The sequence below is a fragment of the Sorangiineae bacterium MSr11367 genome, assembly GCA_037157805.1.
GTDB classification, from domain to species: domain Bacteria; phylum Myxococcota_A; class Polyangia; order Polyangiales; family Polyangiaceae; genus Pendulispora; species Pendulispora rubella.
The window spans coordinates 5952698-5968442 of record CP089983.1 but is presented as its reverse complement, the minus strand read 5'-3'; the positions used below and the strand labels follow the sequence as shown (position 1 = coordinate 5968442).

General features: G+C 65.9%; 10 protein-coding genes. 3 read left to right on the top strand and 7 right to left on the bottom strand.

Annotated features, from left to right (window positions below; all coding sequences use genetic code 11):
• Positions 1–88: 88 nt before the first annotated feature.
• Genes LVJ94_22715 through LVJ94_22705 form a run of 3 tightly spaced genes read right to left on the bottom strand, consistent with a single transcriptional unit; the run spans position 89 to position 4277 of the window.
• Positions 89–1396: an insulinase family protein gene (locus tag LVJ94_22715; GenBank protein WXB10026.1), complete on the bottom strand. Its 1308-nt coding sequence runs from the start codon at positions 1394–1396 to the stop codon at positions 89–91.
• Positions 1393–2751, bottom strand: coding sequence for an insulinase family protein (locus LVJ94_22710; protein WXB10025.1), 1359 nt, complete (start codon positions 2749–2751; stop codon positions 1393–1395). The genes LVJ94_22715 and LVJ94_22710 overlap by 4 nt, the downstream gene beginning before the upstream one ends.
• 50 nt (positions 2752–2801) lie before the next feature.
• Positions 2802–4277 (bottom strand): sigma-70 family RNA polymerase sigma factor, encoded by a 1476-nt coding sequence (locus LVJ94_22705; GenBank protein WXB10024.1) that lies wholly within the window; start codon positions 4275–4277, stop codon positions 2802–2804.
• A gap of 467 nt (positions 4278–4744) precedes the next feature.
• On the opposite strand from LVJ94_22705, the gene LVJ94_22700 reads away from it, so the two are divergent.
• The gene (locus LVJ94_22700) at positions 4745–5257 is read left to right on the top strand and encodes a polysaccharide deacetylase family protein (GenBank protein ID WXB10744.1); all 513 of its coding nucleotides are present in this window, start codon (positions 4745–4747) and stop codon (positions 5255–5257) included.
• 44 nt (positions 5258–5301) lie between these two features.
• Positions 5302–6360 (top strand): polysaccharide deacetylase family protein, encoded by a 1059-nt coding sequence (locus LVJ94_22695; GenBank protein ID WXB10023.1) that lies wholly within the window; start codon positions 5302–5304, stop codon positions 6358–6360.
• 155 nt (positions 6361–6515) lie between these two features.
• Here LVJ94_22695 and LVJ94_22690 read toward each other — a convergent pair whose 3' ends face one another.
• The 3 genes from LVJ94_22690 to LVJ94_22680 form a co-directional block, all read right to left on the bottom strand.
• Positions 6516–7811, bottom strand: coding sequence for a hypothetical protein (locus tag LVJ94_22690; GenBank protein ID WXB10022.1), 1296 nt, complete (start codon positions 7809–7811; stop codon positions 6516–6518).
• A 190-nt stretch (positions 7812–8001) separates the two neighbouring features.
• Complete coding sequence (locus tag LVJ94_22685) at positions 8002–8946, bottom strand: NAD-dependent epimerase/dehydratase family protein (protein WXB10743.1); 945 nt, start codon at positions 8944–8946, stop codon at positions 8002–8004.
• A 36-nt stretch (positions 8947–8982) separates the two neighbouring features.
• On the bottom strand, positions 8983–9927 hold the full coding sequence (locus LVJ94_22680; GenBank protein WXB10021.1) for an acyltransferase family protein: 945 nt from the start codon (positions 9925–9927) through the stop codon (positions 8983–8985).
• A gap of 48 nt (positions 9928–9975) precedes the next feature.
• Here LVJ94_22680 and LVJ94_22675 point away from each other — a divergent pair, with 48 nt between their 5' ends.
• A complete protein-coding gene (locus LVJ94_22675; protein ID WXB10020.1) occupies positions 9976–10860 on the top strand; it encodes an LD-carboxypeptidase in 885 nt (294 codons plus the stop codon).
• 15 nt (positions 10861–10875) lie between these two features.
• Here the strand turns inward: LVJ94_22675 and LVJ94_22670 are convergent, their stop codons facing one another.
• Complete coding sequence (locus LVJ94_22670; GenBank protein ID WXB10019.1) at positions 10876–15684, bottom strand: hypothetical protein; 4809 nt, start codon at positions 15682–15684, stop codon at positions 10876–10878.
• Positions 15685–15745 lie beyond the last annotated feature (61 nt).

Sequence of the window (15745 nt, the reverse complement as noted above, 5' to 3'; positions counted from 1 at the left end):
GGAAACCCAAAAGAAGCGTTCCGCGCCGATGCGTGCCGGAAGCCCTTCCCGTCTTCCCGTCTTCCTGTGAATTCTCCTTCTGGGAGGGCTAATCGCGGTCGAACGGCACGACGTCGTGCGTGCCGAGTTCGGGAATCGCTTCGCGGACCTTGGCTTCGATCTCGGAGGCCGTGCCCACGATGGAGACGAGAAAGTCGCGCGTCGTGAGGCGGTTCTTCAAGGCGCCGTTGGCCTGTTCCAAGGTGACGGCTTCCACGTGGGCGACGTAGCCGGAGTAGTAGTCCGCGGGGAGGCCGAGGAGATCGACGTCGAGGGCCTGGTGCAGCCGCTTGCTCGCGGTGTCGATCTCGAAGGCGTAGGACCGGGCGAGGTAGCGCTTGATGAAGGCGAGCTCGCGGGTGGTGATGCCTTTTTCGACGAGGTCGGTGAAGAGCTCCAGCTGCAAGGCAATGCACGCCGCGGCATCGGTGGCCGCAGGGAAGGTGACCATGGCGAACGAATGCCGCTGCCGGTCGATGCCGAGGCGCGACGAGGCACCGTAGGACCAGCCCCGCTTCGACCGCACCTCGCGCATCAAGCGCGACGTGAAGGTGCCGCCGAACACCGCATTGGCGACCGTGAGCGGAATATGATCCTCGTCGTGGGGCGACGTGCCCAATTGGCCAATCACGATTTGCGTCTGCGTGCGCTCCGGCTTGTCCACGAACACCAGGCGCCGCCCCGGAATGGGCGAGGGCGGGGGAACCGGATCCTGGAGCCGCGGCCCATCGGGGACGTCGCGGATGATGCGCCGCGCATACCTCTCGGCCGCCTCCAGCGAAATGTCGCCGGAGAAGCCGATGACCAGGTTTCCTTTGACGAAGTGCTTGCGGTACTGCGCCCGCGCATCGTCCGTGGTCAGCGACTCCACACCTGGAATCGTCCCCGCTGCCGAGCGGGAATACGGATGATCGCGAAACACCCCGCGGCGGAAAGCACGCTGGGCGAGCGCCCGGTCGTTGTCGCGTGCCCCGATCAGATCGGCCACGATTTCGCGCTTCAAGCGCCCGAACTCGTCCTCGGGGAACGACGGCGACTCGAGCAACGTCGAGAACAGCTCGATGAACGGCGCCAGATTGCGCTCGATGACCTGGCCGTACATCGTCGAGATCGACGCATTCACGTCGAGCGAGATTTCGCTCCCCAATCGGTCCAGCGCATCTTCGATCTGGTGCGACGTCAGATCCCGCGCCCCGCGGCGGAACATGCCCAGCATGGTGCGGAAAAGCCCCTGCTTCTCCACGGAGTCGTGCGCCGAGCCGCTTCGCGTGGAAACGACTACCTCGACCAGCGGAATCGCGTGGCTCTCTTCGACGAAGAGCAGCGTGCCCCCTTCGAGCTCGATGCGTGTGGTCATTCTGCCGCCTCCACGCTCGTCGCCGCTTCTTCCGGCTGCACGTGAATCGTCGTGCGGGCGCGGTCGACCAAGTAACGGCGCGCTGCGCGCAGCACGTCCCCCGCGGTGGTGCGGCGGTAGTCTTCGAGGCGCCGGAAGCTCACCGACGCGTCCCCGAGCACCGTCTCGTAAAAGCCGATTTGCTCGGCCTTGCCGCTCATCGTCTCCATCGATTGCAACGTCGATAGCTCCAGTCGCGCCTTGGCGCGCACCAATTCGTCATCGGAAATGGGCTCCGTCTTCGCCCGCTCCAGCTCCCGCGCCAACACGCCCTCGATGTCCGCCGCCGTTTTGCCCGGCCGCGCGGTGAAGTGCAATTCGTACAACCCCGGATCGCGGAAGGTGGCCACCCAGCCGCGAAGATCGCTCACGAATTCCTTCTCGATGACCAGCGCCCGATAGAGACGCGACGCGCGCCCGCCGAAGAGAATCTCGTTGAGCACCGTCAGATGGACATGATCGGCATCGCCCAGCGCGGGGCCGTGGAATCCGATGTAAAGCTTCTCCGTCGGCGTCGGCTTGCGCACCGCCACCCGGCGCTCTTCGAGTTGCGGCGGCTCGGGGTGCGTATTCTCGAGGGGGATCTCCGAACTCGGAATCGGCCCGTACGCCTTTTGAATCTTCGCGAGGACGTCCTTCTCTTTGATATCGCCGCAAATCACGACCAGCGCATTGTTCGGCGCGTAATACGTGCGATAAAATGATTCGCAATCTTCCGGCGTGAAGTTCTGAATGTCTTCCATCCAGCCGATGGTTGGCCAGTGGTACGGGTGCACCGTATACGCCGTTTTGTACAGCAGCTCGCTGGCTGCGCCCTCGATGTCGTCGTCGACGCGGAACCGGCGCTCGTTGGCGACCACTTCTTTCTCGCTGGCGACCTGCGGCTCGCGCAACACCAGGTGCGCCATGCGGTCGCTCTCCAGCTCCACCGCGAGTGACAGGCGGTCCGCCGGCAGGCTCTCGTAGTAATACGTCCAGTCGAGCCACGTGGCGGCGTTCGACTCGGCGCCGTTCTCTTCCAGCTTGCGATCGAACTCGCCCGCTTTGAGCGATTCGGTCTCGTTGAACATCAGGTGCTCGAAGAGGTGCGCCAGCCCGGTTTTTCCGAGCTTTTCGTGGCGCGAGCCCACACCGAACCATGTGAAATAGGTCACCACCGGCGCGCTGCGGTCGACCAGGAGCCGCACCTGCAGCCCATTTTCCAGCCGATACCGCAGAACCTCGCCCCCGCCGAAGGGTACCACCCCCTCGAACGTGATTTTCGACACGTCTCCCGTGTTAAGCGCTTCGATCCACTTCGCTCGTGCTGTGCTCACGGGCCGTGTTTAGCACGGCCGCAGGCTCTTAAGGCTCCAGATCCGTCGCGTTAAGGCTCCAGATCCGTCTTGAGCCTCCGGGCGCGCGTGGGGAGCCGCAGTTTGCGCAGCGCTTGGGTCTCGATCTGCCGAATGCGCTCGCGCGTCAGGGAGAACGATTCGCCAATTTCGCTCAGGGTGCGCTCGTTGCCGTCGTCGAGGCCGAAACGCATGCGGAGTACACGCTCTTCGCGGGGGGTGAGCTCGTTGAGCAGTTCCCGCGTCTCCTGCACGAAGCGCTTGCGCGCCAGCACGTCCACCGGCGCGGGGTTGTGCGTATCCTCGACGAAGTCGCCGAGACGCGCCTCGCCATCGTCCCCCACGGGGGCCTCCAGCGATACGGGCGTGCGCGCCGCGTTCAGCGCGGTCATCACCTTCTTCACCGGAAGATCGAGCTCGGTGGCCAGCTCTTCGGGCGTCGGCTCGCGGCCGTGCACCTGTTCGAGTTGGCGCCGTGCGCGGGCGATCTTCTGCCCCGTCTCCACCATGTGCACGGGGGTGCGGATGGTGCGGCCCTGATCGGCAATGGCGCGCGCGATCGACTGCCGAATCCACCACATGGCGTACGTGCTGAATTTGTATCCGCGGCGATAATCGAATTTCTCCGCCGCGCGCATCAGTCCGATATTGCCTTCTTGAATCAAATCGAGGAGGCCCAACGGCGAATTCTTCCGCCGCTTGACGATGGACACCACCAGACGGAGGTTCGCCTCCACCAGCGCCGACTTGGCCGAGTCGGCCTTGCGCTCGCCTTCGCGGATGGTCGTCACCGTGCGCTGAAGCGCGTCCACCGTCACCGTGTCCTCGGCGTCGTTGTCCGGCACGAGGCGCGCGCGCAGGCGGGCCGCGACCCGGTCGAGAACACCGCGGGTCAGACGGATCTCCTCGAGGGCCTTCCGAGCGTGCTCCCGGGCGACCTTCAACGGGGACTCCGGCTTGAGCGGCTTCTTCTTCGACTTGGCGGCCGCCGATCCCTTTTTCGCCGCAGGCGCCGCTTTGGACGCCGCCGCACTCGAAGGCGGGGGAGGGATCGATGCGCGGGCCGACGGCTTCGTTTGCTGCACGATTGCAAGATTCCGTACGGCCTCGAATTGCGCGAGCACCTTGACGGTGGCGACCTGTTCGTCCGTCGGACTCTCGGACTCGACCGAGTTGCGCGTGAGATCGCGCAGGCGCATCTTTCCTTCGCCGAGCTCGTCCGCGATCGAAACGAGCTCCCGCACCGCGAACGGCGAGGAAACCAGCGCGCTCAAGATCATGAGCTCGCCCTGTTCGATACGCTGAGCCAGCTCGACTTCGCCCTCACGCGTGAGGAGCGGGACCCGGGCGAGCCGGTGGAAATAGGCCTGAACGGAATCCTCTCCGTCGACGGTGCGCGTGGCCCTGGCCTCGCCGGCAGCGGCGGGCTTACCACCGGCGCCGCCGGCACCGGCAGCAACAGCGGCGGACCTAACGGCAGAAGAACGAGTGCTGGACGAACTTTTCACCTGATGAGCTCTTTCCTGAAGCGCCATGGAATCTAACACCCCCAATTGACCTCTCATTCCATACGGTCAACCCGTCTCCGGGGTCTGGCCGGTCGTGCGTCGGGTTTTTTCGACTTCTGCGTGATCCGATATCGACGTGTTGATACCTGCGTCGCTTCTGGCAAAGGCGCAAGTCTGCCCCGCACGTGACGCGTTGGACACGGTCGGCGCCGGATTCTTGGTTTCCAGCGCGAGCGTGGGAGAAACACAGATTTGCGTCTTGGATGAGAAAGATGCGCAACGCAACGTGCTGAGCGTGCATAAAAAGAGTGATGCTTCCGGCTCGAGAGGGGTCGTCCATCTCGCAAATGAAGTCGCAGCTCGTGCGAACGGTCGCGCATGCTCTGCCGTCGAACTTACTCTTCATGCGGGGTCCACACGAAAGTCGAAAACGGGTGGCACTCACCTTCGATGACGGGCCCGACGAAATGACACCACGTTATTTGCGCACTCTGGACCAACTGCATGTGCGCGCAACTTTTTTCCTTCTTGGAATGAACGCGGAAAAGCGGCCCGAACTTGTTCGATCCATCGTCGCTGCAGGGCACGAAGTCGCCAGTCACGGATATTCGCATCGCGCCTTTCCCTCGCTGGACGGGTGCGCGCTGGTGGATGAACTGATCCACACGGCGGATCTGCTCCCGCCCAGTCCCACGCCGAGACCGCTCGTGCGCCCGCCGCGCGGGGAGCTCACGCCCGCCACGTTGGCGCGTGTGGCCTTCGCGGGGTACACGACCGTGCTCTGGTCGCTCGACTCGGACGACTGCCGCACCACGGATTCGAACGAGGTGCAGGAAAAGGCGACGCGCGTCCGGCCCGGCGAGATCATCCTAATGCACGAGGGGCAGTCGTGGACGCTTTCGGCGTTGCCCGCCATCGTCGGGCGCCTTCGTCGGTCCGGCTTCGAGCTCGTGACCGTCGGTGAGCTCATGTCGTCGTAATTCCCGCGCAGCGCGGGCGGAAAGGTGAAAAAGGTAGGCAAGCGATGGCGCGTACGAGGCTATCGAAGCTACTCGATGAGACGGGGGCTCTCTCGTTGGTCTTGCGCCTCCGCGGACACACGGCGAGCCCCTGGCTGACGGTGTTGACGTACCACAGGGTGGCCGATCCCGCGTCGGCGGAGTTGGTCGACGGCAACGTGGTGGATGCCCGGCCCGATGCCTTCGAGGAGCAAATCGTATTTTTGAAACGTTATTGCCATATCATCGGCATGGACGATCTTCTGGCATTCCGGCACGGGGCGTCTTTGCCGCACAATCCCGTGCTTTTGACCTTCGACGACGGATATCGCGACAATTACGATACCGTGCTTCCTCTTCTGGTGCGCCACGGCGTGCCCGGGGTGTTCTTCATCGCCACGCGCTTCATCGAGGAGCGCCGCCTCTTCTGGTGGGATCGCGTGAGCTACCTGGTGAAGCACTCCCCGCACGAGTCCATCACCATCACCTATCCGCGCCCGCTGACGTTCGCGCTGGGGACGAAACGCGAGGAGCGCATCGCCGCGGCCCGCCGGGTGATGGCGGTCATCAAGAGCCACTACGACCTGAATTTGGCCCGATACCTCGATGAATTCGAGCGCGCCGCCGGTGTGACCTTGGGCCGCGAGTGCGAGCGTCGGATGGTTGACGACATGATGATGAACTGGGAGCAGGTGCGCGGCCTTCGCCGCGCCGGGATGAGCGTGCAGTCGCACACACGCGAACACCGTGTACTGTACACCTTGTCCGAGGCCGGCCTTCGCAGCGAGCTCGAAGGGTCGAAACACGACTTGGAGGAAGTGCTCGGCGAGCGCGTGGACGCCGTGGCCTACCCCGTGGGCAAGGCGCTGCATCGGGCGCCGCACGCACGCAACGCCATCCGCGCGGCGGGCTACGAACTAGGCTTCACCAACGGCACGGGCACCAACCCGGTGTGGCGCTTCGACCCAATGGATGTGCGGCGCCTCTCGCTGGAGGTGGACGTTCCGCCCTCGTACTTCCGCGGCATGGTGGCCCTGCCATACTTCGCCTACGAGCCCCACACCATGGCCCGCAACGAGTGGTGAGAGAAGAATTTAGGAATTCACAGGAAGACGGGAAGACGGGAAGGTTTTTGGGTTTCCAAGCTGCTCACGGAGCCAATTGGAAACCAAAAACAAGCGTTCCGCGCTGAGCCGAGCCGTACGTCCTTCCCGTCTTCCCGTCTTCCTGTTCAATCCTCTCAGGCTTCGACGATCACCGTCCGGCGTTTTCCCTCTTTCGTAAGGGGGATTTCTGGGGTCGTTTCGATGCGTACCGGGAGCTCCTTCAGCAATTGGGAGCAGCCGCGGCGGATGCTTTCGAGCGACGTGTCGTCGAGACCGTCGCCGGGCACGATGCGCAAGGTTACCGAGCGATCGCGGTGCTGGACGACTTGAAACTGGCGCGCCGCGTTGGCCAATCCGGTGAAAAGGACGTGGAATGCGACGCCGCTCACGAAGGAGCCGTCGGCGCCCTTCAGCAGATCCGCCGCGCGGCCCTCGACCTTGGCAATGCGTGAAAGATGGCGCCCGCATGGGCAGCGGTCCGCCGGGCCGGCCACGGCCAAGTCGCCATTTTTGTAGCGGATAAAGGGCATTCCCAAGTTGTGCAAATCGGTAATGACGACTTCGCCGGTTTCGCCTTCGCGTGCGGGGCGCTCGCGGCCGTCGGGGTCGGTCACCACGATTTCGACGAGGATGTTCTCCATCGAGACATGCAGGCCCTCGTGGGCTTCGCATTCGCTGGCGATGAGCATGACCTCGCGGCACCCGTAGGTCTCGAACACGGCGGGGCCGAAGGCGCGTTCCAGCTCGGCGCGGTCGGCTGGGAAGAGCCGCTCGGCACCGCAAAGCACGGGGATGGTTCCCCAGCCGCGGAGCTGGTTGCGGTTGATGAAGCGCGCGAGCTCGGCCGCCGCCTGCGTGTAACACACGACGACCTTGGGCGTATTGCGCTTCAGGAGGCGCACCACGTGCCGCAGGTCGGCCTCCGTCATCACCGTGCAGGGGACGTAGGTTTCGCGGCGCATGAAGCGATCGAGGAGCACTTTGGCGCGCGCCTTCGAGAAGTCGAACCCCGGCGGAGTCGGCGATCCCCAAAAATAGAGAGCGCGATCCCCCGGGTGGTAGCCCGCCCAGCCGTAACCTCGCAGCTTGATGGCCTGACGCCAATATTCGCTGTCGTTGTCGTAGCCGAAGAGCAGCGGCTGGCCGGTGGTGCCGCCGGTGTTCTTTCGCACCGTCGGGAAGGGGTAGGCGACGGACTCGCGATCGCTGGCGCGCTCGCGGGCATCCTCACGCGTGAGGACGGGGAGCTTGCGAAGATCCTCGGGGCTCTTGATATCGGCCTCGGTGATGTCGGCCTGGCGAAAACGCTGCCGGTAGAATGGGACGTGTGCGTACGCATGCCGGACGAGCCGCCGAAGCGCGCCCGTTTGAATCGCCACGAGCTCGTCGAGCGATCGCCATTGCGTACGTTCGAGGTACTCGTGGCGCACGAGCGTAGGCCGGCGCCGAATCCTCGACTCCCAAGTGGGCCACAGAATCGACCGAAACAGTTGCCCGTAGAGATCCATGGTGCCGTCGGGCGTGCGGGCCCAAAAGTAAGGCTGCGGGACGTGGCACGCGAGCACGACCTTGGATGAGCCAACGCGCTCCGACGTTTCGCCTCAATCTTACGCTTTCACGTCAGCGGTCGGAATCGACCGCCCGCACCGTGTCCGCGATGGACTGCTTGGCGCGGAATCCCAAGATTTCCCGAGCCCGGCGATCGTCGACCATGCAGACGTGGCGGATGTGGTCGAGCTCGGGCGCAGGGAAGTTGGTCAGCCGCAGCGACCAGAGGCGCTTCAACACCGAGCGCCCCACCGAATACGGAACGGGGATGCTCGGCCGATCGAGCAGCTTGATGATGCGCGACAGCGGCAGCGGATCCGGCCCGGCAATGTTGAACACGCCGCGCACGCCCGGGCGGACGGCCAGGCGGATGGCCTCGACCACGTCGCGTTCGTGGATGACCTGCACCATCGGGTCGTAGCCCAAGAGCGTTGGGATCGTGGGGAGGCGGAGGAAGTTCGACGGTGCATTGCGGACCGAGCCGAGGATGTGCACCGGCCGGAGGATGACCGTGTCCGTCTCAGGGTGCTTCCAGAAGAAGCTCTGCGCGAGCATGTCAACCTCGATGAGGTCGCGGATCTCGCCGAAGTTGGCCCCGCCCAAAAGGGGAGCCTCTTCGCTCAGGAATTGCGGATTTTCCGGCTGAGGGCCATAGACGTTCGCGCTCGAGAGCACGATCAGCTTGCCGATGCGGAAGTGCGCGACGTACTCGAGCAGCTTTGCGAAGCCCGCGACGTTCCACGCGTGGTGCTCGCCGGAGGACGCGCGCGGGTTGTGCATGATGCCGAGGTGCACGACGGCCGAGATGGCGTGCGCGCGGAAGACGTCCTTGAGCTTCTTGCGGCGGATGTCCACCTGCTGATGGATGACGTCCTTCGGCTTGTCTGGGAACGCCCGGCGGTCGACGCCGATGACCAAGCGCTGGCGGTGCAGCACGCGGGCGAGCCGCTTGCCGAGGCGGCCGCAGATGCCGGTGATGAGGATGGCGCCCTCCTCCCCGGCGGGAGGATGGAGCACGAACGAGCCTGACGGCGTTTTATCGCGGTCCACGGATCACCAAAAGACGCTGCGTCGGGCTTTGATGCCGCGGTTGAGCATGGATTGAATGGTGGCTTTGACGAGCCACACTTTCTCTTCGATCACCGCGTCGTCGTCGTCGTGGTCGCCGGTGAAGTGCATGGGTTCGCCGAAGTAGACGCGGTACTTCGTGGGCAGCGGCAATTGCCCGCCCGGCAAGAGGAATTGCGGAATGACCGGGAACGAGGGCATTCGCAATAGCTTTGCAACCGTATCCAGGTTGCCAACGGAAATGTATTGCTCTTCGCCACCGATGACCGCAATCGGGATGATGGGCGTCTTCGTCTCGATGGCCAGGCGCATGAAGCCGAGGCCGAAGTCGGTGAGCTGGTAGCGGCGGTCGAACGTCTTGGAGATGCCGCGCGCGCCCTCCGGAAAGACGAGCAGCGCCTCGCCCTGTTCGAGCAGGCGGCGCGCGTTTTCCGGGACGCCGACGACCTGCCCCACCCGCGGAAACAAGGTCGAAACGAAGGGGATCGATTGCGACCACTTTTCGACCATGGCGCGGACGAAGCGCGGCGGTTCGACGTCCATGAACATGGTGGCGCCGATGATCGCGCCGTCGATGGGGATCTGCCCCGAGTGGTTCGCGATGAGCAGGACGCGACCGGTCGGCACTTGGTTGGCGCCGTAGACGTCGGTGCGGAAGTAACGGCGGTGGAGGAACGCCGCGGAGGCGAGCGCGTACTTCGTCCAGCCCGGGTCGAGCCCGAACGGGTCGACCCCGGAGGAACCGAGCGACACCGGCACGCGCTGCAGTCGCTCGGCGAAGTCCTCACCGAGCAGCGACGACATCCACGAATCGAGCGTTTCCCCCGCCGCCTCGCGCACGCGCCGCGCCCAAGGCCATGCGGCCCGCGCCGCCGATCCAATGCGCACGAGGGCGCTGGAAGCTTGTTCGTTGTTCGCTGGCACGTCCATGAAGTAACAAAGATCGACGGCGAGAGGGAGAGACAGCTACGATGCACCATGCGTTTCACCCGCCCGGCAGCCCTCGCGCGCGGCGATCTCATTGCCGTGGCGGCACCGGCAAGCGCGTTCGACCGATCTGACTTCGACCAAGGCCTCGCATGGTTGGCCGAGCGCTACCGCATCCGCAGCGTGGATCCGTCGATTTACGAGAAGCGCGGCTACCTCGCGGGCAACGATGCGCGCCGTCGCGACGAGTTGGCGGCGGCGATGCGCGATCCCGAGGTCAAGGCGATCCTCATGGCCCGCGGTGGGTACGGTTCGACGCGCATCGTCGACCAGCTCCCCTGGGACGCGTTTCGCGCGAAGCCCAAGTGGATCGTGGGTTTCAGCGACATCACGACGTTCCATGTCGAGGCGACGCGTCTACGCATTGCCTCGCTGCATGCCTCGCACGTGAACGCCGTGGGGCGCATGCCCGAGGCGGCGCGCGAGGAGTTTCAGCGGGCTCTGGAGGGTAGGGCGCCGCCGCTCCATTTTCCGAGCTTGCAGCCCATCGTGGCGGGCGATGCGGCGGGCGTGCTCGTGGGCGGGAACATTGCGCTGCTCGAGGCCATGGCGTCGGCCGGGCGGCTCGATCTTCCGGCGGGTTGCATTCTGGCGATGGAGGACACCAACGAGGCGCCGTATCGGCTGGATCGCATGCTGACGTCGTTGCGCTTGGGCGGCTACTTCGCGAAGGCGTCGGCCATCGTCTTGGGCGAGTTCACCGAATGCCCGACGGGGTCCGATGGCGTGACGGCCATGGATGCCATGGTCTCGTGCTTGGATGCCTTGGGCATCCCGGTTTATTCGGGCGCGCCGTTCGGACACGGAGAGGTCAACACCGCCTTGGAGTTCGGCATCGAGGTCGCGTTGCGCGGGGGCCAGCTCGGGCAGGTTTGAGACGGGCAGGTTTGATCAGGTCGAGTGATCGTCGGTGAGTTCTTCCGCGGGGAAGATCTCGAGGTCGTCGTCCTCGTCGTCTTCGTCGCTGGTCTCGATGGGGATTTCCACCGACGGGCCGCGGTAGGGACGCGTCCTCGGTTGGTCCAAGAAGTCGACCGAGTTGATCTCGATTTCGTTCTCGCCCGACGAAAATCCGTCACTCGGCGTGAACTCGTCGGCGGCCGCGAAGCGATCGATGGGAACGCGCGGCGTGGAGCGGGCCGCTCCCAAGAGCTTGCGATTGAACTTGGGATCCGGGCGCGTGATGTCCGCCTCGACGGTCGGCGAGCTATCGGGGTGCTGGAGAACCGGCCGGGGAGGTGACGGCTCCGGGTCGGGTTCGACCGGCGGTGCGTACGCCGCGATGCCGACGCCGGGGTCCGACTTTTTCACCATCTTCGATTTGGCGCGCTCCAGACCTTCGAGGGCTTCGGGATCGTTCGAACGCATGCGCAGGACGCGGCGCCACGCATCCGCGGCCTCGCGCGGATCCTGCAGCTGCTCTTCCCACATCCGCGCAACTTGGCGTGCGAGTTCGGCCCGGGTCTCGATGTCCTTCCCGCGCAAGATGAGGTCCTCGTGCAGCTGCACGATGGCGCGGTAGTCCCCGAGCTCGCGCAGCAATGTGGAGAGCTGGTCCACCACGCCGCGATCGCTGGGCGACAGATCGTGAAGCTTCTTCAGATCCGCTGCGGCGCCGAGCAGATCGCCCAGCTCCTCCTGGCGGAGACGCGCGCGGCGCACCAGGAGCTGCCGCACCAGCGGCCCATCGAAGACCTCGGACAGCGCGCGGGTGAACACGGCGTCGCTGCGCGAAGGGCTCTGCACCTCGCGCCCGAGGGCCTCCACGAAGTCCAACGTGATCGCGTCGACTTGCGCGATGAGTGCATCGCCCAACAGCGAGAACGCCAGGTCGATGTCGCCCAGGTCGAGGCGCGCGATTTGGGCTGCGCGCCGGAGAAGCGAGGCGCGCGTGCGGCCGCCATCCCGCGCCCCCGTCCCGCCGCGCGAGAGCGCGAGGATCAGCGCGCGCCGGAGCTGCTCACTGCCGGTGGAGCGATCGCCCGCGACCGCGAAGTCGGACACCACGGCCAGCGTCTCGGCCGAGGGCACACCGGAGAGCGCCAGCTCGAGGAAGCCTTGCGCGCGTTCGAGGTTGCGCTTTGCCGAGGCCACCTGCGCGGCCCGCGCCAGGGAGCGCACGCGGTCGAGTGGCGCACGTGCCCGTGCGACTTGCCGCTCGTAGACCTCGATGACGTCGTCCGCATTGCCAGCCAGTGCCGCGAGCCGCTCCACGAGAGGTTCCGCCTCGTCCAGTGACAGATCGGCCAGCCCCGGTTCGCTATGGGCAATGGCCTCGGAGTACGGCACGCCGGTGCGCACCGACACCTCCGCCTGGCGCACCAGCTCCGCGGCCCTAGGCACGCCGGTGAGGTCGCGCACGAGGATCTCCTGCGCGAGCGAGAGCGCGTCGAGCTCGCCCGACTTCACCGCGAGACCTTCGAGGATGACCGCCAGATCGCGGTCGGCGACCTTGCTTCGCGCCAGCTCCACGGCCACGCGCAAGGCTTCTTGCTCGCGCTCGAGGGCCATGAACCGGTCGAAGGCGCCGCGCAGGGCCGTCGTGCGCTCGGGCGAGTGGCGCGCGGCGTACCACCACTCGACGAGCTTGGTGGCGACGATGCCCTTCCACCCCATGTGGTCGCCCAGCTCGACGTAGGTGCGGCGCAGCTCCTCGTCGCCCTGATCGCAGAGCTCCGTGAGCACCGCGAGGGCTTCTTCGCCGCGATCGAGTTGGTGCACCAGGACCTGTGCGAGCTTCTTCGTGAGCACGCTGGTCTCGTTGATGTCGCCCTCGACCTCGATCCGCTGGGCCAGGAGATCCGCGACGCGTGCCCAATCGCGGACCCGCTCGCACAGCATACAAAGCCGATTCAGCGCGTCGAAGTCTTCGGGATCGACCGTGCGCAGCACGTCGAGCGCGCGGATCGCGTGCTCCGGTTCGTCGATTTTCTCGTACAAGCGTGCGAGCCGCGCGGAGATGGGGCCGCGATCGCTGCGCAGCACCGACGTCTTCTGTCCCGCCTCGAGGTTGGTGACCAAGGTGAGCTCGCGTTCGAGCGCGATGGCGGCCTCGCGGAAGTTGTCGCGCGCCTCCTCCAGATCGCTGATGGCCTGCAGGGCCGGCCGGCACAACGGGTCGATGTCCGACAGGACGACCTCGTAGCGCACGATGGCGGTGTCGATGTCCCCGACGCCATCGGCCAAGAGCTCGGCCTCGCGCAGGGCGATGCGCACTTTGTCATCGCGCTCGGTCGCGACGCTGCCCAGGCGCCGCAAGAGCGTGGCCGCCTCGTTGTGATCTTCGCGCTCGATGGCCAGATCGATGAGCTTTTCCAAGGCTTCGCGGTCGTCGCCGTCTTCGAGGACCTTGAGCCATTGATCGCGGGAGAGCTCCCGTTCGAGGAGCCGCACCGCGTACAGGTTGGCCGCCTGCTTGCGCAGGGATACGCGCTTGGCCTTGTCCGCGACGCGGCCGCCGCGGCGGGCCAGGAACTCCACCAGCTTGGTCCAGTCTTCCTTGGAGAGATAATGCTCGCTGAGCAGCGACGCATAGTCGTCGTTCGAAGGATCCAGATCCGACGCCTGCTCGAGCCGCGTGATGGACTCGGGCTCTTTGCCGGCGCGGGTCATGAACTCCGACGCTCGGGCCAGGTGTGCTGCGTGCGCCTTGGCCTCGGTGGAGAGCAGCGCCCGCTGATCGGCCGCTGCGGCAGCTTCCTCCCAGCGCTCCACGCTGACGAAGCATTTTTCCGAAAGCTCCCAGAGCCGCGCGCTCCGATGCAGCTCGGCGGCGTTGGCGTACGCCTCGCCCGCGCCGAAGGCATGCCCGAGTTGCTCGCGCAGCTCGCCCAGTTTCTCCAGCAGCGATCCTCGTGTCCCCGGATCGATCACCGTGCGCACATTTTCGGTGATGACCTGCGTGGCCGCGTCGATGCGCTCGGCCTTCTCGAAGAGGCGCACCGCGGTGGTGATGGCGCGGTCGTCGTTGGGGGAGAGGTGCGCCACGCGCGCCCAGGCTTCCGCCGCGCTGCCGACGTCTTGCCGCTTTTGTTCGTGCAGGGCGGCCAGCTTCTTCTCGAGCACGACCTTCTCGGCCACCTCGCGCGCGGCCGCGGCCTCTTGCTCGAGGACATTGGCCATGTCGTCCCAACGCTGCGTGCGCTCGAGCAGGCGCATGAGCGACTGCCGCGCATTCTCGTCCGTGCGATCGAGCGCAATGAGCTGCTTGTACGCGGCCACGGCGCCGTCGACGTCGCGCAGGTTGCCCTCGGACAAGCCGGCCACTTCGCGCAACCGCGCCTTTCGGCTCTCCAGCACTTCCGGCACCGCCGCGGCCGACCCGAGCGCGCGCACGCTGCCCAAGAGCACATCGCGCAGCTGCGCATAATCGCGCTGCGTGCGAAGGTAGTCCTCGACCCACGCCAGCGCCTCGGCATGCGCGGGATCGATCTCCAGCGCCTCCTTGTACTTGGCGAGCGCCTCCGGTTTGCGTGCCGCCTGGGCGAGCTCCTTGGCCACGCGGAGCACCTCCTGCAGCGGATCGCGCGCCGACGAGGCATCGGCCGGCGCCGCGACGGCGGCGGGAGGCGAAGGTGACGGGCTCGCGGCCCGTGGCGGTGCGGGGGGAGGCGGAAGAGGCTCGGGAGCCTTTTCTCGCGTGGTGGCGTCGTCCTTGGTGGGAGGCTCCGACGCCATGGCCGCGCCGGTGGCCATGGTGCCGTCGGGGTTGGCCTTTAGGTACGCCGCCTGGCGTGCGGGGATGTCCTCCTCGCGTTGCAGGGACTGTGCATAGTACACATAAAGCTGGAGCGCGCGATCGTGCCCTGGCTCGATGTCCAGCGCGGCGCCCGCGTACGCGAGGCCGTGCTCACCGTGGTACGCCTCCGCGAGGCCGACCAAGAGCTCCACCGCCAAGGTGCGCTCCGCATCGGGCACTTGCTCGCCGGCCTGCACGCGATCGACCACCGACGAGGCAAGCTCCTGGGAGAGCTCCGGATCCTCCTCGTCGAACACACGCGCGCGCACCAGCGCGCCCGTGGCCCCCGCGAGATCTCCCGCGCGGTGCCGGGTTTGCGCTTCGTCGCGAAGGAGCGCCACCTTGCGCGCCGGATCGTCGACCAGCGAGAGCTCCATGTCATAGAGGAGGTAGGCGTCCTCCCACTGGCCATGCGTCTTGCACAGCTCCCGCCCGCAATAGATGGCATACGCGTTCGACGGGTCGAGTTCGATGGCTTTGCGAAAGCTCTCGATGGCCTTCTTCGGCTGCGACAGCGGAGCTTCGCTCCATAGTTTCCCGAGCTCTTCGTGCATCTGCGCGAGCTCGGCCACGAGCTCGGGGTGGTAGGGCACGAGCGGCACCAGCGCCTTGGCCCTTCGCTCGAGAAGGGCAGCCAGTCCGCGCACGTTCTCCTTGTCGCGGTAAAGTTGCGCGAGGCGCTCGGCGGCGAGGCTTTGCGTCGGATCGCGGTCGACCGCCTCCATCAGCACGCGCGCCGCGCGATGGGCATCGCCCAGGGTTTGCAGCCAGACGTTGGCGGCTTCGCTCAGCCAATGACTCGCGTACGCAGGGTCGAGCGTGAGGCTCCCGACCTTCTCGAGCAAGAGCGCGTACGCCTTGGGGTCGTTGTTGCCCGAGTCGTGAGCGGCGGCGAGGGCCTCCTCGTCGTGGGGATTTTGCACGAGACGCGCGACGAGCGTCTCGAGGTCAGCGGCATCCATGACAGAACGGCTATGCTACCAAGTTTTCTCGGTTTTCAAAACGCCGAGCCTACTTCGGTTG